Origin of the sequence: Streptomyces sp. NPDC048172, from assembly GCF_043202595.1 — a bacterium.
Lineage (GTDB): Bacteria > Actinomycetota > Actinomycetes > Streptomycetales > Streptomycetaceae > Streptomyces.
The window spans coordinates 429370-450252 of record NZ_JBIDAT010000002.1 but is presented as its reverse complement, the minus strand read 5'-3'; the positions used below and the strand labels follow the sequence as shown (position 1 = coordinate 450252).

Sequence of the window (20883 nt, the reverse complement as noted above, 5' to 3'; positions counted from 1 at the left end):
TTCGATCGTTCCAGACGTCGAGGAAGAGGGTGCAGGGGGAGTGAAGGCGTTCCGCCTGGAGGAGCTGGAGGCCGAACGGGCCGCCAACGAGGGCGCGTATCTGCAGTTCCTGCGCGAGCGGCACATGTCGGTCGGGCTCTACGCCCTCGACAAGGGTGCCCAGGATCCGCAGACCCCGCACGGCCAGGACGAGGTGTACTTCGTCGTGAGCGGCCGGGCCGCCGTCACGGTCGGCGAGGAGACGACGCAGGTCGCGCGCGGCAGCGTGGTCTATGTGCCCGCCGGGGTCCGGCACAGGTTCCACCACATCTCCGAGGATCTGCGGGTCCTCGTCGTCTTCTCTCCCCCCGAGAGCTGAGGGCGGGGGACCGGAACCTCAGGGTCACGTAGGGGTCAGGTTCAGGGGAGGACCGGGGCCGGAGCGCCTCCCGGGGACTCGCCCTCCCGCCTACCATCGAAGGCGGAACAGCAACTCTCTCTCAGCATCGGTCTCAGAACGGAGCGAAAGACATGGACGCGAAGGAGAACTTCTCGGCCCTGCCGTGGTGGGTGAAGTGGATCGCCATCCCGGTCATAGCCCTCGTCGTCTTCGGCGGACTCATCAGCGCCGTGGTCGGCTTCATCGTGGGCCTGCTCTTCAAGATCCTGGTCTTCGCCGCGCTCGTCGGCGGCGTGATCTTCCTGGTCCGGAGGTTCACTTCGGCTTCCTCCTCCTCCCGCGGCGACTGGTGACCGCCGGGACCGTCCCCGTCCCCCCACCGGTCCCCCCGCCCGTCCCCGCTCCAGCCGCCGCTCCAACCGCCGCTCCGGCCGTCTCCGGCGCCGCGCCGGTTCCGCTCCGGCCCGCGCGGCGCTGACGGTCGGCGGACACCACCAGTGCCGCGAGCAGCGTCGTCACCGGAACCGAGGCCACCAGGCCGATCGAGCCCACGAGCGTACGGACGATCTCCTCGGCGACCACCTCGCTCGTGGCCACCATCGACACGTCGCTGCGCGCGATCGAGAAGAGCAGCAGCAGCGGCAGCGCGGCTCCCGCGTACGCGAGGACCAGGGTGTTGACCACCGACGCGATGTGGTCGCGCCCGATGCGCATCGCCGAACGGTAGATTTTCCGCCAACTCGCACCCGGGTCCGCCTCCTTCAGCTCCCAGACGGCGGACGTCTGCGTGACCGTCACGTCGTCGAGCACGCCGAGCGAGCCGATCAGCACCCCCGCCAGCAGCAGGCCCTGGATCTCGATGTTCGGGTACAGGCCGTGCACCAGGCCCGTCTGGTCGTCCGTGTTCCCCGTGAGCCGGGCCCAGCCGATGAAGAGCGAGCCCAGCAGCCCGATCAGCAGCAGCGAGATCAGTGTGCCGAGCACCGCCACCGACGTACGGGCCGAGAGCCCGTGGCACAGGTAGAGCGACGCCAGCATGATCGCGCTGCCCCCGACGACGGCCACCACCAGGGGGTTCGAGCCCTGGAGTATCGCGGGCAGGATGAAGAGCGTGAGCACCGCGAAGCTCACCGCCAGGCCCACCAGCGCCAGCACTCCGCGCAGCCGCCCCACCAGCACCACGAAGAGCGCGAAGAGGCCCGCGAGCAGGACCATCGGCACGTCACGGTTGGTGTCCACGACGGTGTACTGGAGATTGCGGGGCGCCTTCTCGGCGTAGGCCACGACCACCTTCTGCCCCACGTCGAACTTCCGTGTGGCGTCCGGCGTGACGACCTCCGTGTAGCGGTGGCCCTTGTCCTTGCCCTCGGAGATCTCGACCGTGGCCTTCTGGCAGGAGCCCGACGACTTCCCCTCGCCGCCCGGCCCGCTCCCCTGTCCCTGGCCTCCCTGCCCGCCCTGGCCCTGCTGCGGGGGCGGCTGCTGGGCGTTGACGTCCCGGCAGTCGACCTCGGCCAGCTTGACGACCTTCGCCTGGAAGGTGGGCCGGTCGAAGCCGACGCCGGAGTGGTCGTGCTCGTGCCCGGGCGTGCCGCCCGGCCAGAGCACGACGAGCCCGGCGAGGACCGCGACGGCGAACGGCACGAGCACCGCGGCGATGACCTTGCGCAGATGCCGCGAGACGGGCGCGGGCGGGCCGTGGGCGTGCGCGTGGCTGTGCCCGTGGCCGTGCGGCTGACTGGGAAGGTGCGGCGGGGGCGGCGGAGGCGGCGGCTGATGCGGCTGCTGATGCGGCTGCGGCGACTGGGGCGGCGGGGGCGGCGGGGAATGGCTCACCGACAGATCATCGCAAGAACGTCCGGGCGGGCTGTTCAGTATGCGCGGTGTGCCGCTAGCGTAGAGACGCCTTTGCACATCGCGGGAGCTCCGAGCACGGGGCTGAGAGGGCGCTGACCTCCGTGGCGGGACCTACGGAAACGGCTGCGTCGACCGCCGAACCTGTTACCGGGTAATGCCGGCGTAGGGAGTGGGTCTACATGACCATGCAGGATGCACGCACGCCTGCGGAGACCGCCATCGGCTCGCACAAGGGATACGTGGAGGGGAACCGCCCGGACATCCGGGTACCCGTCCGGCGAGTGCACCTCACCAACGGCGCCGACGTGACGCTCTACGACACGTCCGGGCCGTACACCGACCCCAACATCACCACCGACGTGCGCCGCGGCCTCGCGCCGCTGCGCGAGAACTGGATCATCCAGAGGGGAGACACCGAGGAGTACGCGGGCCGCGAGCTGCGCCCCGAGGACGACGGCGTCAAGCACACCGCGCCACGCGGCGGCCTCCGCAACCTGGACGCCGTCTTCCCCGGCCGCCCGCGCCAGCCCCGCAGGGCCCGCGAGGGCGGCGCCGTCACGCAGCTCGCGTACGCGAAGCGGGGCGAGATCACGCCGGAGATGGAGTACGTGGCCGTACGGGAGAACCTCGCACCCGAGTTCGTCCGGGACGAGATCCTGGCGGGCCGGGCCGTCCTCCCCGCCAACGTGAACCACCCGGAGACCGAGCCGATGATCATCGGCAAGAACTTCCTGGTGAAGGTCAACGCCAACATCGGCAACTCCGCCGTCACCTCCTCCATCGAGGAGGAGGTCGAGAAGATGACGTGGGCGACCCGGTGGGGCGCCGACACCGTCATGGACCTCTCGACCGGCCGCAACATCCACACCACCCGCGAGTGGGTGCTGCGCAACTCCCCCGTCCCCATCGGCACCGTCCCCCTCTACCAGGCCCTGGAGAAGGTCGACGGCCGCGCCGAGGAGCTGTCCTGGGACGTCTACAAGGACACGGTCATCGAGCAGTGCGAGCAGGGCGTCGACTACATGACGGTGCACGCGGGCGTCCTGCTCCGCTACGTCCCGCTCACGGCCCGCCGCAAGACCGGCATCGTCTCGCGCGGCGGCTCGATCATGGCGGCCTGGTGCCTGGCGCACCACCGGGAGAGCTTCCTCTACGAGCACTTCAGCGAGCTGTGCGAGATCCTGCGCGCGTACGACGTCACGTTCTCGCTCGGCGACGGCCTGCGCCCCGGCTCCATCGCGGACGCCAACGACGCGGCGCAGATGGCCGAGCTGGACACCCTCGGCGAGCTCAACCGCATCGCCAAGGCCCACGACGTGCAGACGATGATCGAGGGCCCGGGCCATGTCCCGATGCACAAGATCAAGGAGAACGTCGACCGCCAGCAGGAGGTCTGCGAGGAGGCCCCCTTCTACACCCTGGGCCCCCTCACCACGGACATCGCGCCCGCCTACGACCACATCACCAGCGGCATCGGCGCCGCGATGATCGGCTGGTGGGGCACGGCGATGCTCTGCTATGTCACGCCGAAGGAGCACCTCGGGCTGCCCGACAGGGACGACGTGAAGACGGGCGTCATCACATACAAGATCGCCGCCCACGCCGCCGACCTGGCCAAGGGCCACCCCGGCGCCCAGCTGTGGGACGACGCCCTCTCGGACGCCCGCTTCGAGTTCCGCTGGGAGGACCAGTTCAACCTGGCCCTCGACCCGGACACGGCCCGCGCCTTCCACGACGAGACGCTCCCGGCGGAGCCCGCCAAGACGGCCCACTTCTGCTCGATGTGCGGGCCGAAGTTCTGTTCGATGAAGATCTCCCACGAGATCCGTGAGCAGCACGGGGCCGATCTGTCGGAGGCGGAGATCGAGTCCGGGATGGAGGAGAAGTCGAAGGAGTTCGCGGCGGCGGGCAACAGGGTCTATCTGCCGCTGGCGGAGTAGCCGTCTCCTGTTGAACCGTTGGCGGCGCGGGTCCGTTGTAGCCCAGGGAAGCTGCACGTCACTCGCACATGGAGGACCCATGAAGTCCTGGCGCTCCCGCGTCGCCGCCGCTCTCACCGTAGGCGCCGCAGCCATCGCCATCCCGCTGACCGCCAGCCCCGCGCACGCCGGCCCTCCGCCGGGCGGGGGCTGGGTCGTGGCCGGCGGCATGACGTACGACTCAAGGTCGCAATGCGCGCTTGAGGAGTGGGACGGCCTCGTCCAGAACTGGGATAAGTACGACAAGCTGTACTGCGAGGGCAACGGAGACCACGACCAGTACACCATCTGGTACCACAAGCGCTGAGCGCCACGCGCCCCACCGAGCCGCCCGCTCCCACGGCCACGGGAGCGGGCGGCTCGTGCCTCCCCCCTCGTGGCACGAGCCACCCCACGCCGCCTCATGCGTAAGCGGAAAGCAGCGCTCAACCAAGGCTAGTTGACTGTGCGTCAGTGTCCAATCACAGTATCGACATAGACCTATCGAGATATTTATCGTTGCGGCACTCTCGGTGACGACGGCGGCGGAGGCGGAAGAGGCATGGACCTGGCTCTGCTGCGTACGTTCCTCGCGGTGCACAGGGCCGGGTCCTTCACGCGTGCCGCCCCGCTGCTGGGGCTCTCGCAGCCCGCCGTGACCGGGCAGATCCGCACGCTGGAGCGGCAGTTGGGCCGTCCCCTCTTCCTCCGCCAGGCCCGGGGCGTGACGCCGACGACGGTGGGGGAGGAGCTGGCGCACAAGGTCGCCCCGCACCTCGACGCGCTCGTGGCGATCACCGAGGGCAGGCCCGACGAGGAGGCGACCGGACGCACCCTGCATCTCGCCGGGCCACCGGAGTTCACCTCCGTACGGGCGCTCCCGGCGCTCGCGCCCCTCGTCGAGCAAGGGGTCACGCTCCGCGTCGCCTTCGGTTCCGCCGAGGAGAGTCTCGAAGGGCTCGCCGCGGGCCACCACGACCTCGCCCTCAGCACCGCACGCCCCCGCGGCGAACTCCTCAACTCGGCGCCGCTCTGCGACGAGGAGCACGTCCTGGTCGCCGCGCCCCGCTGGGCCGCGCGGCTCGGCGGCGCCTCCGTCGTCCGCGCCAAGGGGCATCAGCAGCTGCACGGCGTGCCGGTGATCGACGTGCACGAGAGCATGCCGCTCCTCACCCGCTACTGGGCCACCGTCTTCGACGCCGAGCCCGTCCACACCAGCGCCCTCGTCGCCCCCGACCTGCGGGCCGTCCTTGAGTGCGTGGCCGCGGGCGCCGGGATGGCCGTACTGCCGCGCTACCTCTGCGACGAGTCCCTGGAACCCGGCCGCGTCGTGCCGCTGTTCGATCCGGCGATGCCGCCGCTGCGCACGTACTTCCTCTCCGTCCGCGCGGGCACCCTCGCCCTCCCGCACATCGCCCGCGCCCACGAGTGGCTGCTGCGCGCCGCCGTGCACTGGTGAGGCGTACGCACGCACGTTTGGCGTTTCGTCTCCCGCCGGACGGGCCAGACCTCACCCATGACCGACGAACGTCCAGTCGTCAAGCGCACAGCCCGTGCCATCCTCCTCGACAACGACCAGAACCTGATCCTCATCAAGCGCACCAAGCCGGACGAGCCGCCGTACTGGATCACCCCCGGCGGCGGCGTCGAGCCCGGCGTGGACGGCACCGTCGTCGACGCGCTGCACCGCGAGGTGGACGAGGAGCTGGGGGCCAAGGTCGTCGACGTGGTCCCGGCCTTCGTCGACACCGTCGCCGACCCGGCCGAGACGCCCGGCGGCGTGAAGGTCCAGCACTTCTTCGTCTGCCGCCTCGCCTCCATGGACCCCGGGCGGCGCCACGGCCCGGAGGTCGAGGAGCCCGTCGGCGAGTACGACATCGTGCGCGTGCCCTTCAGCCGCGAGGGCCTCGCCTCCGTCGAGGTCGTCCCGCCGAGCCTGCGCGCCTACCTCTCCGCCAACATCGAGGGCGTACGGGCACTCCTCGCGCCCGACCTCGGCTGAGCCTCAGCCGAACCAGCCCTGGAACGGTGCCTGTTCCCGCTGCTCCTCCCCCCGCCGCTGCGCCTCCGCGAGCGCCCGCTCGGCCTCCTTCTGCCATACGGAGACGGGGGCGGGGGAGGGTGACGGGGTGGGGGTGGGGGTGGGGGAGGGCATGTGCGGAACCACCGGCGCCGCCGCCGGAACGACGGGCGGCACCGCGGGCGGTGCTGGCGGCGCCACGGGCGCGGGCGGCGTCGGGGGCCGCTCCTCCGTCCCGGCGCGCTTCTCCTCCGCGCGCCGTTCCCGCGCCTCGCGCGCGGCGCCGAAGAAGTCGCCGCCCTTGCGCTTGTAGTCGTCGGTCCCCCAGTCGCGCGCGGCGCGCTTCGGGGCCTTCTGGAGGTGCGGTATGTGCTTGGCGCAGTGGATGTACGCCTCCTCCACCGTGACCCGCACCCACAGCGTCCCCCGCCGCCCCGGAACCGGGTCCTCCGGCAGGTCGGAGACCTCGGCGCGCAGCTCCGCGTCCTCGACGAGTTCGGCGCCGCCGTTGATGTGCAGCCCGATCCGCGCCCGTACGAAGTCGATGAGCAGCAGCCCCACATGGGGGTTCTCCTGGATGTTGCCCAGGCTGGCGTGGACGCCGTTGCCCCGGTACTCGGGGTAGACCAGCGTGCGTTCGTCCAGCACGCGCAGGAAGCCGGGCGGACCCGCGCGGAAGCTGCTGTCGCACTCGCCGGTGCCGTCGGCGGTCGAGAGGAAGAACATCTCCTGCTGGCGCACGAACTCCCGCATCCGGGGGTTCAGATGGTCCAGCACCTGGTCGTCGTAGAAGCGGTCGGCACGGTCGGACGAGCCCAGGCGCCGCTGGAGCGCGTGCTCCCCGTCGCTGCCGGGCCGCTCCCGCTCCGCCTCGTCACCGACACCCGGTACGCCGTAGCTGTCGCGCCTTTTCAGCCCGTTGAGCCCGCCGTGCCCACTGTGTCCGCCGTATCCGTTCTGCGCCCCGGGGGCCCGGTGCCGACCATTGAGCGGCCCCCCCGCATCCGCGTCAGCCACGCCTCTCACGCCCTCCTCCGTCATCAGCCGTCATCAGCTCACCAGTTCGTCGACCGCGTCGTGCCGTATGCGGTGGGCCGGTATACCCAGTCCCACCAGCGCGTCCCAGCCGCTCCGGATCAGCCCGGGCGGCCCCGACAGATAGCCGTCGTACGCCGCCCACGGCCCGTACCGTCGTACCGCGTCCGGCAGTTGTCCCGCCAGCGACGGCACCGAGGCCCGCCCGGCGGCGACCACGGGCCGCACCGACAGCCAGTCGTAGCGCCCGTCGAGGCGCAGCAGGGTGTCCAGGTCGTAGAGGTCGAGGTCGGTGCGCGCGCCGTAGAACACCTCGACGGGGCGCGGTCTGCCCCGGCCCGCCACGTCCTCCACCAGCGCCTTGATCGGCGCGATGCCCGTGCCGCCGCCCAGGCACAGCAGGCCGCTCTCCGCCGCGTGGTCGACGGTCATCGAACCCGTGGGCGGCCCGAGCCGCAGCACATGGCCGGGGCGCGCCCGGTGCACCAGCGCGGTCGAGACCCAGCCCGCCGGCACGGCCTTGACGTGGAAGGTGAGCAGCCCGTCGGGGCGCGGCGCGGACGCGAAGGAGTAGTACCGCCACACGCGCGGCCACCACGGCGTCTCGATGCTCGTGTACTGACCGGCGCGGAAAGGATACGGCTGGTCCGGACGGACCGTGATCACCGCGATCTCCGGCGTCCGCTGCTCGTGCGCGACGACCTCCGCCTGCCACCAGGCGGGCGCCCGGCGCTCGTCCTCCACCGCCGCGTCGATCATGATCTGCGAGATCGCCGTGTAGGCCCGCACCCACGCGGCCTCGGTCTCCGGGCCCCAGCTGCCCGGCGCGTACCGCGCGAGCGCGGCCATCAGGCACTCGCCGACCGCCGGATAGTGCGCCGGGAGCGTCCCGTACTTCCGGTGCCCGCGCCCCAGCGCCGCGAAGCGGGCGGTGAGCGCGGCCTTGTCGTCGTACCGCTGCACGGCCTCCAGCAACGAGCGGAACAGCCGGTCGCGCTGCGTGTCCATGGAGGCCGGGAACAACTCTCTCAACTGCGGATACTGCACGAAGAGAAGCGCGTAGAAGTACGCGGTGGCGGCGTCAGCCGACCCTTCGATCTCCTCCATCGTGCGGCGTATGAGCGCCGCGTCAGGGGTCATGGTGTGCCCTCGCTACGTTCGAACGAACCCGACCCCCGAGAACACCGAGTGAGGAAACCGTCACAAGTCCTTACAGCACGATGCGGAGTCGACCATACCGATATGACTTCACCGCACAACCCCCGTCCGCGGTTCCATCCGGCGCCCGTTTCGAGGAGTTCGTCAGCGGATGCCGGGGCTGACGAGCGCGTACGCCTCCCGCAGATCCCGGCCGCTGTACTGGTACGAAGCCAGCTCCCGGACGTGGTGATCAGCATTGACGGCCACGGACACCGGCACCTCGGCGAAGAGCTCGGCGTCCGAGAGAGAATCTCCGTACGCCACGCACTCCGCGGCCGGAATCCCGAACTCCGCACAGAGTTCCCTCGCGATCTTCACCTTGGCCGCCGGTGTGAGGATCCCCGCGGGGTCCACCGGCTCGCGCGGATACGGACCGGCGCCCGGACCGGCGCCCGGACTCCCGCCCGGACCCCCACTCGGCGCGAGCGTCGGCCACCGCGAGGCGCGCGCCGCGTCGGCGCCCCAGCCCAGCAGCCTGCGCACGAAGAAGTCCGGCGAGAGCGAGATCACCGCGCACCGCTCGCCCCGCGCCCGGATCTCCGCCCACACCTCGCGGATCCCCTCCAGCCAGGGCGCCCCGTCGAACGCACGCGCCACGACCTCGTCCGTCAGCTCTGACCACAGCGCGCACGCCCGTACGGCGAACTCCGAGGGCGCCAGCTCCCGCGCCGCGAACGCCCTCTCCAGCTCGTGGATCTCCTCCTCGACCCCGAGCTGCCGCGAGATCTCCACAGGTGCCGCGGATCCGTGGAGAAGGGTGCCGTCCAGGTCGAAGAGATGGAGTCGCGTCATATGCCGGATCGTACGGGTGTGCCCGGGTGCATGTGACCTCGTACGGCGTACTCGGCGTACTCGGCATCGAGCAGCGGCGGATACTCCCCGCGTCAGACGCCGTGAGGGCCCTCGCGCGGGACCGTCGAGGGCATGCAGCGACTCTCCCGCCCCGCCCGCAGGGCCACGCTCGTCGTCCACGTCGGCGCCTCCGCGTCCTGGCTCGGCACCACCCTGTGCCTGCTCGCCCTCGCCGTGACGGGCGCCGCGGCGGGCGGCACAGGACCGGGCAAGGACACGGCCGCGGCCACGACCACGGCGGCCGGGAGCTACCGCGCCATGAAGGTCTTCGGCGACTGGCTGCTCGCGCCCCTCTCCCTCCTCACCCTGGCCACCGGGCTGATCCTCTCGCTCGGCACCCACTGGGGGCTCGCCCGGCACCGCTGGGTCTGGACCAAGTTCTGGCTGACCCTGGTCACCACGGCGGCGAGCATCTTCGCCTTCCGCGCGACGATCGACTCCGCCGTGTCCGCCGCCGGGGCCGGGCAGGCCGTCGCCCCCGTCGACCTCCTGGTCCCGCCGTGCGTCGCGCTGAGCGCCTACCTCTTCATGACCGCCCTCTCCGTCCTCAAGCCCTGGGGCCCGACGCGGCGCGGCCGTACGGCACGGGCACGCCGTCCCGTGGCCCGGCCCCAGCCCCGGCTCAGGTAACCCTGACCCGAGGGACGTGCGGGGCGTACGCTCCGAGCGTGACCTCGCACTCCGCACCCTCAGACGCCTCGGCGTCCCCCGCCCTGCCCGAACTCACCGTCCGGCGGGCCACCGCCGAGGACATACCCGAGATCGTCGCGATGCTCGCCGACGACCCGCTCGGCGCCCAGCGCGAGACGCCCGGCGACCTCACCCCGTACCGCACCGCCTTCGCACGCATCGACGGCGACCCCCACCAGCACCTCGTGGTCGCCGTCCAGCAGGGCCGCACCGTCGGCACGCTGCACCTCACCGTCATCCCCGGCCTCTCCCGCCGGGGCGCGGCCCGCGCCCTGATCGAGGCCGTCCGCATCCACACCGACGCACGCGGAACGGGCCTGGGCACGCGCCTCATCGAGTGGGCCATCGCCGAATCCCGCCGCCAGGACTGCGTCCTGGTCCAGCTCACCTCCGACGCCACCCGCGTCGAAGCCCACCGCTTCTACGAGCGCCTCGGCTTCGAGGCGTCCCATCTGGGGTTCAAGATGGCGTTGTAGAGCGCCAATTGGGGGCGCGAATAGCAAGCATTCGCACCATTCGCGCGTGTCTTCATACTGTCGGACTCGTTTCCCCTCGGGGGGATGGCTCGTTCGGGACGCCGTCCCGACGCACGGGCCTGAAGAGGCCGTTGGAGGGGGCACGATGTTCGACGACAGCGTCCTGCTGGAGTCCGAGACCCTGCGCACGAGCATGACGGGGCGCACGGAAGTGCTGGACAGGGTGAAGACGCTCACCCTGCTCCCCGACGATCTCCATATGACGACGCGGATGGTCGCCGCCTACTTCGGCGTCGACATCAAGGCCGTCCGCTCCCTCGTGGTCGACCACCGGCAGGAGCTGGAGGCGAACGGCTACCGGGTGCTGAGCGGCGCCGAACTAAGCTCCTTCAAGGAGCTTAGTTCCCTCGACAAGCACACAGGGCGCCACTTGGCGCTCTTCACGCGGCGCACCGTCCTCAACGTGGCGATGCTCCTCCGCGACAGCGTCGTCGCACGTCAGGTGCGTACGTACCTGCTCGACGCCGAGTCGGGACAGCGTTCCGAGCCCTCCGCGCCCCCTGTGGAAAACTCGGTTTTCCACAACCTGGAGCAGTGGCTCGACGCCCGCGTCCTGCACCATGTCGAGCAGCGGCTCGCGGAGTGGGGTCCCCCGGAGACGCGGGACGAGGCGCGGTTGCGGGTCCTCGCGGAGGAGGCGGTGCGCTCGGCGGTGGGGCGGGCCGTCGTCCCGTTGTTGAACGAGCTGATCCGGTCCGACTCCGAGCTGCGCCGCCGCCTCTCCGGCCACCAGGAGGAGATCGCGCGGCTCAACAAGGTGCTGTGGGAACGGGATGCGGAGTCGGCGGGCTCGCTCGCGGCCCTGGACGAGCTGGGCCCGCGCGAATTCGCCCAGCACATCGCCTGGTTGTGCCGCCGCGACGGCTGTACGGGCGTGACGGTGCCCCCGGCGACCTCGGGACGCGAGGGACGTGCCGACGTCCTGGGGCACACGGCCGACGGACGGCGGCTCGTCGTCCAGTGCGAGCGACGGGCCCCGAACACGTCGGTGACCAGCGCGGACGTACAGGCGTTCGTCGGCGCGGCCAGGCGCGAGCACCGCGCGGACGCCGCGCTGCTGGTGTCCACCGCGCCGTTCACGCGCGACGCGCTGCTGAGGGCGGCACGGCACGATGTCACCGCCGTGCACCGGGGGTTGCTGGAGTCGTGGAACAACGGCGCCCGGCTCCGCGTGCTGGAATCCGTCGCCTGAGGCCCCCGCTCCCACCGGTCTACGCGTGCGCCCTGCGGCGCCGCTCCCGGTGCGCCTTCTGTCGGCAGGCCGCTCCGCAGTAGCGGGCCGGACGTCCGGTCCGGGGTGCGGGCAGCGGAGCACCGCACGTCTCGCAGCACGGGGTTTCGTTACGGGTCACCGCCCCGGCGCGCTCTTTTTCGTTACGGAATTTCGTTACGGTCCCATCGGTGCGCAGGCCGTCGAAGACGACGGCTGTGAGGAGCCCCGGCGGCCGTCCCACCCTCTCCCCGCGCTGCTCCATCGCCGCGCAGCCGACCAGCAGCGTATGGACGTGCGCCACGTCGACATCGCCGCGCACCGCACCGGCACGCTGCGCCCGTACGAGCAGCTCGCGCAACGCGATCCCGAACTCCCGTTGCGCGTCCGCCGCGTGGTCGGGGGCCCGGCCCGCGTGACGGGCGGCCTCCGCCAGCGCGTCGCACAGCGCGCGGTCGAACGCCGCGCGCTCAACCATCTGTTCGAGGAATCGGAAGAAGGCCTCGCCCGGCGCGCTGGACCCCGTCAACTCGCGTGCCTCCCGTACGCACGCCTCGACGCTCTCCACGATCACGGCCTCGAACAGGGCCTCCTTGGAGGGGAAGTGCCGGTAGACCGTCCCGGCGCCGACGCCCGCGCGGCGCGCGATCTCGCCGAGCGGCACCATCCGGCCCTCGGCCGCGAAGGCGGTGCGCGCGGCGTCCAGCACCCGCGCCCTGTTCCGCCGGGCGTCCGCCCTGCTCGCCGGGATGTCCGCCGCGCCCCGGTCGCCCGCGCCGTTCGCCATCCGTCGGCCCCTCTCGCCGTGCCTCCGCGCCCCGGAAGGCCCGTCGCCCGCTGACAAACGGGCCGAGCATTCCGTTACGTTAAACGGGTTATCCATTCCGATTCTAGCCCCGGAGAAAGGCATGGAGAACGCGGAATCGCCCCTACCTGCGGAGATGTGTCGTGGGCAGGGAAGCACGCAGAGTCACGGAGAGAAGGGGGGGTGAACATTCGTACGATTCTCGTCACCGGCGCGACAGCCCAGCAGTGCGGCGCCGTCGCCACGCGACTCCCCGCGGACGGCTGGCGGGTCCGGGCGCTGACGCGCGACGCCTCGGGCGAGGCCACGCGGACGCTCGCCGGCACGGGCGGAACGTCGCCGACGCGGCCCTCACCGCAGGGGCCCGGCAGGAGAACGAGCTCACCCCCCTCGCGAACAAATGGGCGATAGAGGAACACATCCGCGCCCTCTACCCCCTGAAGGGGGCCCCTGAAGAGGGCCCCTTGAGGAGGAGCCGCCCCCTCACGCCCCCAGCCGGGCCTCCACGCGCTCGCGCAGGCGCTCGTACTCCTCCGCGCGGCGCGGCGGGCGCCCCGGCGGGCGGGCCACCACGCGGCCCTCCGTCACCGTCTGGCCGCGCCGGAACTGGTCGCGGGTCAGGTCCGTCTCCACTCCGCTCCCCAGCCTGTTCCACCAGTGGTAGCCGTGCTGCTCGCCGTCCAGGAACACCTCGCCGCACAGCAGCTCGCCGCCGAAGAAGTCGTGCACGACCAGCGCCGTCACGTCGCAGTGGCCCCAGGCCGGGTTCTCCACCGTCCACGGCTCGCGCGCCATGTCGTCCGGAGAGCAGGTGTCGGCGGCCCAACTCGCCCGCACCGCCCGCTCGATGTCGTCCAGGGCCCATGTCTGTGACGCCGTCGGTGTGCTCATACGACCACCGTCCCACCCGCCACTGACAGTGCCGTGTCCGTGCCCTTACCGACGTGCCGGAGCCTCTCCGGCGGACGCCCCGCCGAAGGCCGCCGCGTGCGCCGCCGCCCACTCCGCGAAGGGGCGCGGCGGCCTGCCGGTGACCTCCTCCACCACCGGGGAGACCTCGACGGGGTGCGCCGCGGCCCGCGCGTAGTGCCCCGCCAGCCCGTCGGCCACCCACTCCGGGACGCCCGCGGCCACCAGGCCCGCCCGCCACGCGCCGGGGTCCAGCTCCTCGAACCGTACGGGCCTGCCCAGCGCCTCCCCGAGGATCCGCACCTGGTCCTCGGTGCTGAGCTGCTCCGGGCCGCTCAGGACGGGCGTACGCCCCGCCAGCGCGCTTCCCTCGCCGAGGCCGTCGAGGCCGTCGAGCAGGGCGCGCGCCGCGACCGCCGCGATGTCGCGCTCGTCGACGGGCGTGACGCGGGCGGCGCCGTACGGTGCCCGTACCGTGCCGTCCGTACGGACGCCCTCGGCCCAGGCCAGCGCGTTGGAGTGGAAGACGCCGGGGCGCAGCGCCGTCCAGCGCAGGCCGGACTCCCGCACCAGGCGCTCCAGTTCGCGGTGGTGGGCGCCGACGGGGTTGGCCTCGTCCAGCGCGGCGGCGGTCGACAGGAGTACGACGTCGCGCACGCCGTGCTCCGCGGCCTGCCGGAGCAGGGCCTCGGTGCGGTCGCCCACGGCGGCGTGGTTCACGAAGACCGTGCGCACGCCCTCCAGCGCCTCCAGCGGAAAGGTCCCGGGCCCCTCCGCCCCGTCCCGTACGGCCTCGACGGATGCGGGCAGGGCCGCCGCCGCCTTCTCCGGGTCGCGGCTGAGGGCGCGCACGGGGGCGCCCGCGGCGACGAGAAGCTCGACGAGGGGGCGTCCGACGTTGCCGGTCGCGCCGGTGATCAGGTGCATGTTTCCTCCCCAGGCTGATTCGCAACTCCGAGTTGCGATAGCGTGAGCCTGACACGAGCCGTCCCACAATGCAACTGGGAGTTGCGATGAGCGAGAAGAGCACGCCCGCGCAGCGGCAGGCCCGGGGCCCCAGGGTCCAGGCGGCCGTCCTCGCCGCAGCCCGCCAGGAGCTGGCGGAGAGCGGTTTCGCCGCGCTCACCGTCGACAACGTCGCGCGCCGCGCGGGCGTCCACAAGACGACCGTCTACCGCCGCTGGAAGGACCGCGAGACGCTCGTCACCGACGCGCTCACCGAGCACCTCGCCGACCGCATCCCCATCCCGGACACCGGCGCCTTCGAATCCGACCTGCGCGCGCTCGCCCGCGCCATGGTCCGCTCGGTCAGCAGCATCGACGAGCAGGGCGTCACGGCCGCGCTCTACTCCGACGCGGGGCGCCTCCCCGAGATCGCCGCCGTCCGCCAGGGCCTCTTCGCCGACCGCTTCCGGCGCGCCACGCCCCTCGTCACCCGCGCCGTCGAACGCGGCGAGCTCCCGGAGGGCACCGACCCCGCGCTCCTCCTCAAGTCGCTGATCGCGCCCGTCTACCTGCGGCTGCTCGTGCTCTCCGAGCCTCTCGACGACGCCCTCGCCGAGCACGCCGCCGACCTCACCCTCGCCGCCGCCCGCGCGGGTCTCTTCCGCCCCGCGTAGCGGCTCGTGCGGCTCGGCCCGCCTCGTCCCCGGGCAGCAGCGGGAAGACGCGGCTGACGACGGCCACGGGGCGCGCGCCCGCGGGACGCGCCCCGGCGTCCGTCTCCCGCGCCCGGTACGGCGCCAACGCGCTCCGCACGGCCTCCGCCACGGCCGTCATCTCCTCCGGCGTCAGATGGACGATCTCGCTGAACGCCTCGTCCCGCCGCCACTCCTCCGGTGCCGCGTCCCGCGACGCCAGCCACCGCTGGTAGCTCTCGTCCTCCAGGCCCCGCGCCAGCTCGCCGAACCCCTCGGGACCGGCCGCCGCCTCCTGCGCGGTCCGCAGCCGCCACGGGCGCGCGCCCCCGCGCCCGCCGCCTCCGCGCGGGGCCTCCTCGATACGCCCGTACCGCGCGAGCTGCCGCAGATGGAACGAGCACAGCCCCGAGCTGTACCCGAGCCGGGCCGCCGCCTGCGTCGCCGTCACGGTCCCGGCCTCGTCGAGCAGGGCCAGCAGCGCGGTCCGTACCTCGTGCGTGGGCAGCTGATCCTCTTCTTCAATCACTTTGCAAAGTCTGGTACTTTGCAAAACGCTTGGCAAGCGACAGCAACGACAACAGGAGAGGACGAGGACCCGGTGCCCACACGAGTCCAGGGACAGCCCGTCGAGCACTACCCCGCGCTCTCCCCCGAGGCCCGGCGCGGCTCCGTGCGCCGCGTCACCGAGGTCGGCGAGGAGGTCCTGCACCGCCCCTGCCGCCCCGTCACCGAGTTCGGCACCCCCGAACTCGCGGCGCTCATCGACGACATGTTCCTGACCATGTACGTCGCCGACGGCGCCGGACTCGCCGCCAACCAGGTCGGCGTCGACCTCCGGCTCTTCGTCTACGACTGCCCCGACGAGCAGGGCGTGCGCCACGTCGGCCACCTCGTCAACCCGGTCCTCGACCCGCCCGACCCCGCCACCCGCAGCCTCCTGGAGGACGGCGAGGGCTGCCTGTCCGTCCCCGGCGCCCGGATGACGCTCCCCCGCGCCGAGCACACCGTCGCCCGCGGCCAGGACATGGACGGCAAGCCCCTCGTCATCGAGGCCACCGGCTACTTCGCCCGCTGCCTCCAGCACGAGACCGACCACCTGCACGGCGGGACGTACCTCGACCGCCTCTCCCAGCGCGACCGCAAGGCCGCCCTCCGCCAGATGACCGACCGCCGCGAAGAGGTCTACGCCCGCCGCACCCGGAACACGGAACGCCTGACCGGCGAAGGCGAGTAGCCCCCCGGCCGCTCACCGGCGGGCGGCGCTGGAAGATGGCGGCGTGCAGCTTCCCCACGTCCATCGCGTCACCAAGTACGACCCCGCCGACCGTGACGCTCACGGGCACTACACCGGCCCGGAGGACACCACCAGCGATCACGGCGCGGTGGAGGCGGCCTACCTTCGGGCGGTACGGGCGTTCGCCGCGGATACCGGCGTCGACCGGTTGACCGTCCGCGAGCCGGAGGTCTCGTCGTCCGTCCATTTCGGCGTCGAGCCGCCTGTGGACGGCTTCGGTCTCAGCACGCTCCTCCCAGGAGGTCTCGCCGGCTTCCACGACGGAGCCGGGGTGCCGCTGGACACCGCGGTGGAGCTCGTGCGGCTCATGCTGCGGGACTCCGGCGCCTGGTGCCGGCTGGAGGTGGAGGGGGCGTTCGCCGTGCACGTCGGGTGGGACCAGTACCTCTACCTCGGCAGCAGCCGGCCCTGCCACGCGGCACTGGCCCGTACCCGCGAGCTCGGCCTGTACCCGGAACGCCTGGACGCGTCCCCCTACGACTTCGAGCCCGACGAGGACGGCGTCCTACGGCCGGGCGACGACGAGTTCTGGACCGGCCTGCGCGGAGCCGTGACCGGCGGCCGCTCCATGCTCCTGGAAGAGATCCACGTCCAGAACTCCTCGCGATGGCACCGCCTCACCGGCGACACCCTCGACACGGTTCGCTCCGCCCTCGCTCCCCGCGCCCGCCTGGCCGTGTGGCCGGGCCTGTCCTCCGACATCGCCACCGTCCTCGACGCCCTCCCCGCCGACGGCCTCATCGAGGGTGTCTGGCAGGACAAGGACGGCCTGATCCACAGCGCCGTCGCTGACGAGGAGGAGTTTCCGGAGCTGGTCGCCCGGATCTCCGCTGCCGACGCCGCGGCACTGCTGTCCATGGACGCGGAGGAACGCGTCCCTCTCCTCTCCGCTGTCATGCCCGACAGCGACGGAGTGCTGCGCGCCCGCTGGCAGGCCGAACGCTCCCTCGCCGACCTGCCCTCCGATCCACCCGGGAGCTAGGTCCCTTCTGATGGATCAGGCTGGATCAGGGAGCGGCGTCCTGCGGCTTCGGATCCAAGGCGGAGGAGGGAGTCAACGCGGAGCGTTGCCGACCGACGACAACGCCGGAGCCGGAGTCGCAGGGCGCCGCGAGCCCAGCAAGATCCATCAGAAGGGGCCTAGGTCTGCGCCATGTCCACGAAGCGGGAGTAGTGGCCCTGGAAGGCCACGGTGATCGTCGCCGTAGGACCGTTACGGTGCTTCGCCACGATCAGGTCCGCCTCACCGGCCCGCGGGGACTCCTTCTCGTACGCGTCCTCGCGGTGGAGCAGGATCACCATGTCCGCGTCCTGCTCGATCGAGCCGGACTCACGCAGGTCCGACACCATCGGCTTCTTGTCCGTCCGCTGCTCCGGACCACGGTTGAGCTGCGAGAGCGCGATCACCGGGACCTCCAGCTCCTTCGCGAGCAGCTTGAGGTTACGGGACATCTCCGAGACCTCCTGCTGACGGCTCTCGGGCCGCCGCGAGCCGCCCGACTGCATGAGCTGGAGATAGTCGATGACGATCAGCTGGAGATCGTTCCGCTGCTTGAGGCGGCGGCACTTGGCGCGGATCTCCATCATCGACAGGTTCGGCGAGTCGTCGATGTAGAGCGGGGCGTCCGTCACGCCCGGCATCTGCCGCGCGAGCCGCGTCCAGTCCTCGTCCGTCATCGACCCGGACCGCATGTGGTGCAGCGCCACCCGCGCCTCGGCGGAGAGGAGACGCATCGCGATCTCGTTCCGCCCCATCTCCAGGGAGAAGATCACGCTCGGCAGGTTGTGCTTGATGGAACAGGCGCGGGCAAAATCCAAAGCCAGCGTGGATTTGCCCATGGCCGGGCGGGCCGCGATGACGATCATCTGGCCGGGGTGGAGGCCGTTCGTCAGGGAGTCGAGGTCGGTGAAGCCCGTGGGGACGCCGGTCATCTGGCCGCTGCGGGAGCCGATGGCCTCGATCTCGTCGAGCGCGCCCTCCATGATGTCGCCGAGGGGGAGATAGTCCTCGCTGGTGCGCTGCTCGGTCACCGCGTAGATCTCGGACTGGGCGGAGTTGACGATGTCGTCGACGTCGCCGTCCGCCGCGTATCCCATCTGGGTGATGCGGGTGCCCGCCTCGACGAGGCGGCGGAGGACGGCGCGCTCGTGGACGATCTCCGCGTAATACTCCGCGTTGGCCGCGGTGGGGACCGCCTGGACGAGCGACTGCACGTATCCCGGGCCGCCGACGCGGGCGATCTCGCCGCGCTTGGTGAGCTCGGCGGTGATGGTGATGGGGTCGGCGGGCTCGCCCTTCGCGTACAGGTCGAGGATCGCCTGGTAGACGGTCTCGTGCGCGGGGCGGTAGAAGTCCTGGCCCTTGAGGACCTCGACCACGTCGGCGATGGCGTCCTTGGAGAGCAGCATGCCGCCGAGGACGGACTTCTCGGCCTCCAGGTCCTGCGGGGGGACGCGCTCGAAGCCGCCGGGCGGGCCGCCGGGGCCGTCGCCCTCGGGGCCGCGGTCGTGCCGCTCCGACTGTCCGTTCCCGTTCCCGCTGCCCCGCGGGGTGCGGCGCTGGGAGGCGACCGGGAAGCCCTCGGTGGCGGCGAGCTCGGTGATCCAGGGGTCCTCGACATGCTCGGGCTGCTGGGTCACCCCGTCACCTCCTCCCGGCCGGTGCCCCCTCTTCGTGCGGCACAGTCGCACGGCACAGTCTTACGGCACAGCTCTGACAAATGGGACGCCCAACTCCGGTTACGGCGCGTCGGTACCGCGGTGAAGTCGAGGGGAATCTGAGGCGGGCGCTGCACTACGGTAGGTGGGCCGCCGGGTTCAGCCAACCATCTAATCCACAGCAGGCTGTGGATGACGCCACGCATCCTGTGGACAACTGGGGAAAAGCTGTGCACGAGTCGGGGGACAGTCCTGTGGATTACTCGTCCACACTCTCCCCGCACCCCATCTGACCTGCACAAAGGCCATCCACCCCCTGTGCGGGGAAAAAACTTCGGGACTTGTACCCGCAGAGGTTCATCACCCCGGCGCAGAGCCTTTCCGTACACGGACAAGTAACAGGTCAATGTGCCTTGCGCTCATTACCTGTGGATGTTTGGATCGAACCCATGAGCCCCTCCTCCGCCACGCCGAGATCGTCGGCGCGAGCGGCCGTGCGCCGGCACGACCGCGAGATCGTCGCGCTCGCTCTCCCCGCCTTCGGCGCGCTCGTCGCGGAGCCCCTTTTCGTCATGGTCGACAGCGCCATCGTCGGCCATCTGGGCACCCCGCAGCTCGCCGGACTCGGCGTCGCGGCGGCCCTGCTCCAGACCGGCGTCAACATCTTCGTCTTCCTCGCCTACGCCACCACCGCGGCCGTCGCCCGCCGCCTGGGCGCGGGCGACCTGCCCGCCGCGCTGCGCCAGGGCATCGACGGCATCTGGCTCGCGCTGCTGCTCGGCGCCGCCGTCGTGGCCGTCGTCATCCCCGCCGCGCCCACGCTCCTCGACCTCTTCGGGGCCTCGGAGACGGCCGCGCCGTACGGCGTGACGTATCTGCGGGTCAGCGCGCTCGGCATCCCCGCCATGCTGGTCGTCCTCGCCGCCACGGGCGTGCTGCGCGGCCTCCAGGACACCCGCACCCCGCTCTACGTCGCGATCGGCGGTTTCACGGCGAACGCGGCGCTCAACGTCCTCCTCGTCTACGGCTTCCACCTCGGCATCGCGGGCTCCGCCTGGGGCACGGTGATCGCCCAGTGCGGCATGGCCGCCGTCTATCTGACCGTCGTCGTACGGGGAGCTCGCAAGCACGGCGCCCCGCTCCGCCCCGACCTCGCGGGCATACGGGCCAGCGCCCAGGCGGGCGCCCCGCTGCTGATCCGTACGCTCTCGCTGCGCGCGGTCATGATGATCGCGACCGTGGTGGCGGCCCGGATGGGGGACGCGGACATCGCGGCGCACCAGATCGCGCTCACCCTCTGGTCCCTGTTGGCCTTCGCCCTGGACGCCATCGCGATCGCGGGGCAGGCCATCATCGGCCGCTATCTCGGGGCCTCCGACGAGGAGGGCGCACGGGCGGCGTGCCGCCGGATGGTGCAGTGGGGGATCGCCTCGGGCGTGGTGCTGGGGGCGCTGGTCGCGCTCGTACGGCCGCTCTTCATGCCCCTGTTCACCTCGGACCAGTCGGTGATCGACCAGCTCACGCCGGTGCTGCTGGTGGTCGCGGTGACCCAGCCGATCGCGGGCGTGATCTTCGTGCTGGACGGCGTGCTGATGGGCGCGGGCGACGGCCCGTATCTGGCGGGCGCGATGCTGGTGACGCTGGCGCTGTTCGCCCCGCTCGCCCTGCTGGTCCCGTCGATGGGCGGCGGGCTGACCGCCCTGTGGTGGATGGTCGCGGGGCTGATGATGGGCACGCGCCTGGTGACCCTCTGGCTCCGCGCCCGCTCGGGCCGCTGGATCGTGACGGGTGCGGTACGGGCGTGACCACGCGCCGATGTTCCACGTGAAACGTCGCCGGG

At 71.8% G+C, this 20883-nt stretch carries 22 protein-coding genes, 1 pseudogene and 1 riboswitch; of the genes and pseudogenes, 14 read left to right on the top strand and 9 right to left on the bottom strand.

Annotation, left to right across the window (positions count from 1 at the left end):
• Positions 1-40 precede the first annotated feature (40 nt).
• Together ACGF3A_RS10605 and ACGF3A_RS10600 are read left to right on the top strand one after the other, a co-directional pair.
• Entirely contained in the window at positions 41-358 is a 318-nt protein-coding gene (locus tag ACGF3A_RS10605) for a cupin domain-containing protein (RefSeq protein WP_393727988.1), read from the top strand.
• Positions 359-510: 152 nt separating this feature from the next.
• Positions 511-732, top strand: a complete 222-nt coding sequence (locus ACGF3A_RS10600) for a DUF5326 family protein (protein ID WP_393727986.1) — start codon at positions 511-513, stop codon at positions 730-732.
• On the opposite strand, the gene ACGF3A_RS10595 is transcribed toward ACGF3A_RS10600, so the two are convergent.
• Positions 695-2215 (bottom strand): YibE/F family protein, encoded by a 1521-nt coding sequence (locus ACGF3A_RS10595; RefSeq protein ID WP_393727984.1) that lies wholly within the window; start codon positions 2213-2215, stop codon positions 695-697. The two genes, ACGF3A_RS10600 and ACGF3A_RS10595, sit on opposite strands and share 38 nt — an antisense overlap.
• Before the next feature lie 71 nt (positions 2216-2286).
• Positions 2287-2422: riboswitch (TPP riboswitch) on the top strand.
• On the opposite strand from ACGF3A_RS10595, the gene thiC reads away from it, so the two are divergent.
• From thiC to ACGF3A_RS10575, 4 genes are all read left to right on the top strand, one after another.
• On the top strand, positions 2416-4176 hold the full coding sequence (gene thiC, locus ACGF3A_RS10590) for a phosphomethylpyrimidine synthase ThiC (protein ID WP_393727982.1): 1761 nt from the start codon (positions 2416-2418) through the stop codon (positions 4174-4176). Its footprint overlaps the riboswitch before it by 7 nt.
• Positions 4177-4255: 79 nt before the next feature.
• Entirely contained in the window at positions 4256-4522 is a 267-nt protein-coding gene (locus ACGF3A_RS10585; RefSeq protein ID WP_393727980.1) for a hypothetical protein, read from the top strand.
• A 234-nt stretch (positions 4523-4756) separates the two neighbouring features.
• Positions 4757-5653: a LysR family transcriptional regulator gene (locus tag ACGF3A_RS10580; protein ID WP_393727978.1), complete on the top strand. Its 897-nt coding sequence runs from the start codon at positions 4757-4759 to the stop codon at positions 5651-5653.
• A 57-nt stretch (positions 5654-5710) separates the two neighbouring features.
• A complete protein-coding gene (locus ACGF3A_RS10575) occupies positions 5711-6196 on the top strand; it encodes an NUDIX domain-containing protein (protein ID WP_393727976.1) in 486 nt (161 codons plus the stop codon).
• A 3-nt stretch (positions 6197-6199) separates the two neighbouring features.
• On the opposite strand, the gene ACGF3A_RS10570 is transcribed toward ACGF3A_RS10575, so the two are convergent.
• The 3 genes and pseudogenes from ACGF3A_RS10570 to ACGF3A_RS10560 all read right to left on the bottom strand — a co-directional run bounded on the left by ACGF3A_RS10570 (position 6200) and on the right by ACGF3A_RS10560 (position 9241).
• Positions 6200-7033 (bottom strand): pyridoxamine 5'-phosphate oxidase family protein, encoded by an 834-nt coding sequence (locus ACGF3A_RS10570; RefSeq protein ID WP_393729078.1) that lies wholly within the window; start codon positions 7031-7033, stop codon positions 6200-6202.
• A gap of 231 nt (positions 7034-7264) precedes the next feature.
• Positions 7265-8386 (bottom strand): annotated as a pseudogene (locus tag ACGF3A_RS10565) (globin domain-containing protein); the annotation flags it as partial.
• A gap of 165 nt (positions 8387-8551) precedes the next feature.
• Positions 8552-9241: an HAD family hydrolase gene (locus ACGF3A_RS10560; protein ID WP_393727974.1), complete on the bottom strand. Its 690-nt coding sequence runs from the start codon at positions 9239-9241 to the stop codon at positions 8552-8554.
• A gap of 132 nt (positions 9242-9373) precedes the next feature.
• On the opposite strand from ACGF3A_RS10560, the gene ACGF3A_RS10555 reads away from it, so the two are divergent.
• From ACGF3A_RS10555 to ACGF3A_RS10545, 3 genes are all read left to right on the top strand, one after another.
• Positions 9374-9931, top strand: a complete 558-nt coding sequence (locus ACGF3A_RS10555) for a DUF2269 domain-containing protein (protein ID WP_393727972.1) — start codon at positions 9374-9376, stop codon at positions 9929-9931.
• Positions 9932-10071: 140 nt separating this feature from the next.
• Complete coding sequence (locus tag ACGF3A_RS10550) at positions 10072-10467, top strand: GNAT family N-acetyltransferase (protein WP_393729076.1); 396 nt, start codon at positions 10072-10074, stop codon at positions 10465-10467.
• Between the two features lie 145 nt (positions 10468-10612).
• The gene (locus ACGF3A_RS10545) at positions 10613-11719 is read left to right on the top strand and encodes a restriction endonuclease (RefSeq protein ID WP_393727970.1); all 1107 of its coding nucleotides are present in this window, start codon (positions 10613-10615) and stop codon (positions 11717-11719) included.
• Between the two features lie 19 nt (positions 11720-11738).
• Here the strand turns inward: ACGF3A_RS10545 and ACGF3A_RS10540 are convergent, their stop codons facing one another.
• On the bottom strand, positions 11739-12524 hold the full coding sequence (locus ACGF3A_RS10540) for a TetR/AcrR family transcriptional regulator (RefSeq protein ID WP_393727968.1): 786 nt from the start codon (positions 12522-12524) through the stop codon (positions 11739-11741).
• A 156-nt stretch (positions 12525-12680) separates the two neighbouring features.
• Here ACGF3A_RS10540 and ACGF3A_RS10535 point away from each other — a divergent pair, with 156 nt between their 5' ends.
• Complete coding sequence (locus tag ACGF3A_RS10535) at positions 12681-12953, top strand: NmrA family NAD(P)-binding protein (RefSeq protein WP_393727966.1); 273 nt, start codon at positions 12681-12683, stop codon at positions 12951-12953.
• Positions 12954-13025: 72 nt separating this feature from the next.
• Here the strand turns inward: ACGF3A_RS10535 and ACGF3A_RS10530 are convergent, their stop codons facing one another.
• Positions 13026-13433, bottom strand: coding sequence for a hypothetical protein (locus tag ACGF3A_RS10530; protein WP_393727964.1), 408 nt, complete (start codon positions 13431-13433; stop codon positions 13026-13028).
• 45 nt (positions 13434-13478) lie between these two features.
• Entirely contained in the window at positions 13479-14378 is a 900-nt protein-coding gene (locus tag ACGF3A_RS10525; protein ID WP_393727962.1) for an NAD(P)H-binding protein, read from the bottom strand.
• A gap of 86 nt (positions 14379-14464) precedes the next feature.
• Between ACGF3A_RS10525 and ACGF3A_RS10520 the strand changes: the two genes are divergently transcribed.
• Entirely contained in the window at positions 14465-15070 is a 606-nt protein-coding gene (locus ACGF3A_RS10520) for a TetR/AcrR family transcriptional regulator (RefSeq protein WP_393727960.1), read from the top strand.
• On the opposite strand, the gene ACGF3A_RS10515 is transcribed toward ACGF3A_RS10520, so the two are convergent.
• Positions 15027-15617, bottom strand: a complete 591-nt coding sequence (locus tag ACGF3A_RS10515) for a helix-turn-helix domain-containing protein (protein WP_393727958.1) — start codon at positions 15615-15617, stop codon at positions 15027-15029. The two genes, ACGF3A_RS10520 and ACGF3A_RS10515, sit on opposite strands and share 44 nt — an antisense overlap.
• A 72-nt stretch (positions 15618-15689) precedes the next feature.
• Here ACGF3A_RS10515 and def point away from each other — a divergent pair, with 72 nt between their 5' ends.
• Positions 15690-16325, top strand: a complete 636-nt coding sequence (gene def, locus ACGF3A_RS10510; protein WP_393727956.1) for a peptide deformylase — start codon at positions 15690-15692, stop codon at positions 16323-16325.
• Between the two features lie 43 nt (positions 16326-16368).
• On the top strand, positions 16369-17367 hold the full coding sequence (locus ACGF3A_RS10505; RefSeq protein WP_393727954.1) for an RNA-binding protein: 999 nt from the start codon (positions 16369-16371) through the stop codon (positions 17365-17367).
• A 158-nt stretch (positions 17368-17525) separates the two neighbouring features.
• On the opposite strand, the gene dnaB is transcribed toward ACGF3A_RS10505, so the two are convergent.
• Positions 17526-19025 (bottom strand): replicative DNA helicase, encoded by a 1500-nt coding sequence (gene dnaB, locus ACGF3A_RS10500; protein ID WP_393727952.1) that lies wholly within the window; start codon positions 19023-19025, stop codon positions 17526-17528.
• A gap of 467 nt (positions 19026-19492) precedes the next feature.
• On the opposite strand from dnaB, the gene ACGF3A_RS10495 reads away from it, so the two are divergent.
• A complete protein-coding gene (locus ACGF3A_RS10495) occupies positions 19493-20848 on the top strand; it encodes an MATE family efflux transporter (RefSeq protein ID WP_393727950.1) in 1356 nt (451 codons plus the stop codon).
• The last annotated feature ends 35 nt before the right edge of the window (positions 20849-20883 follow it).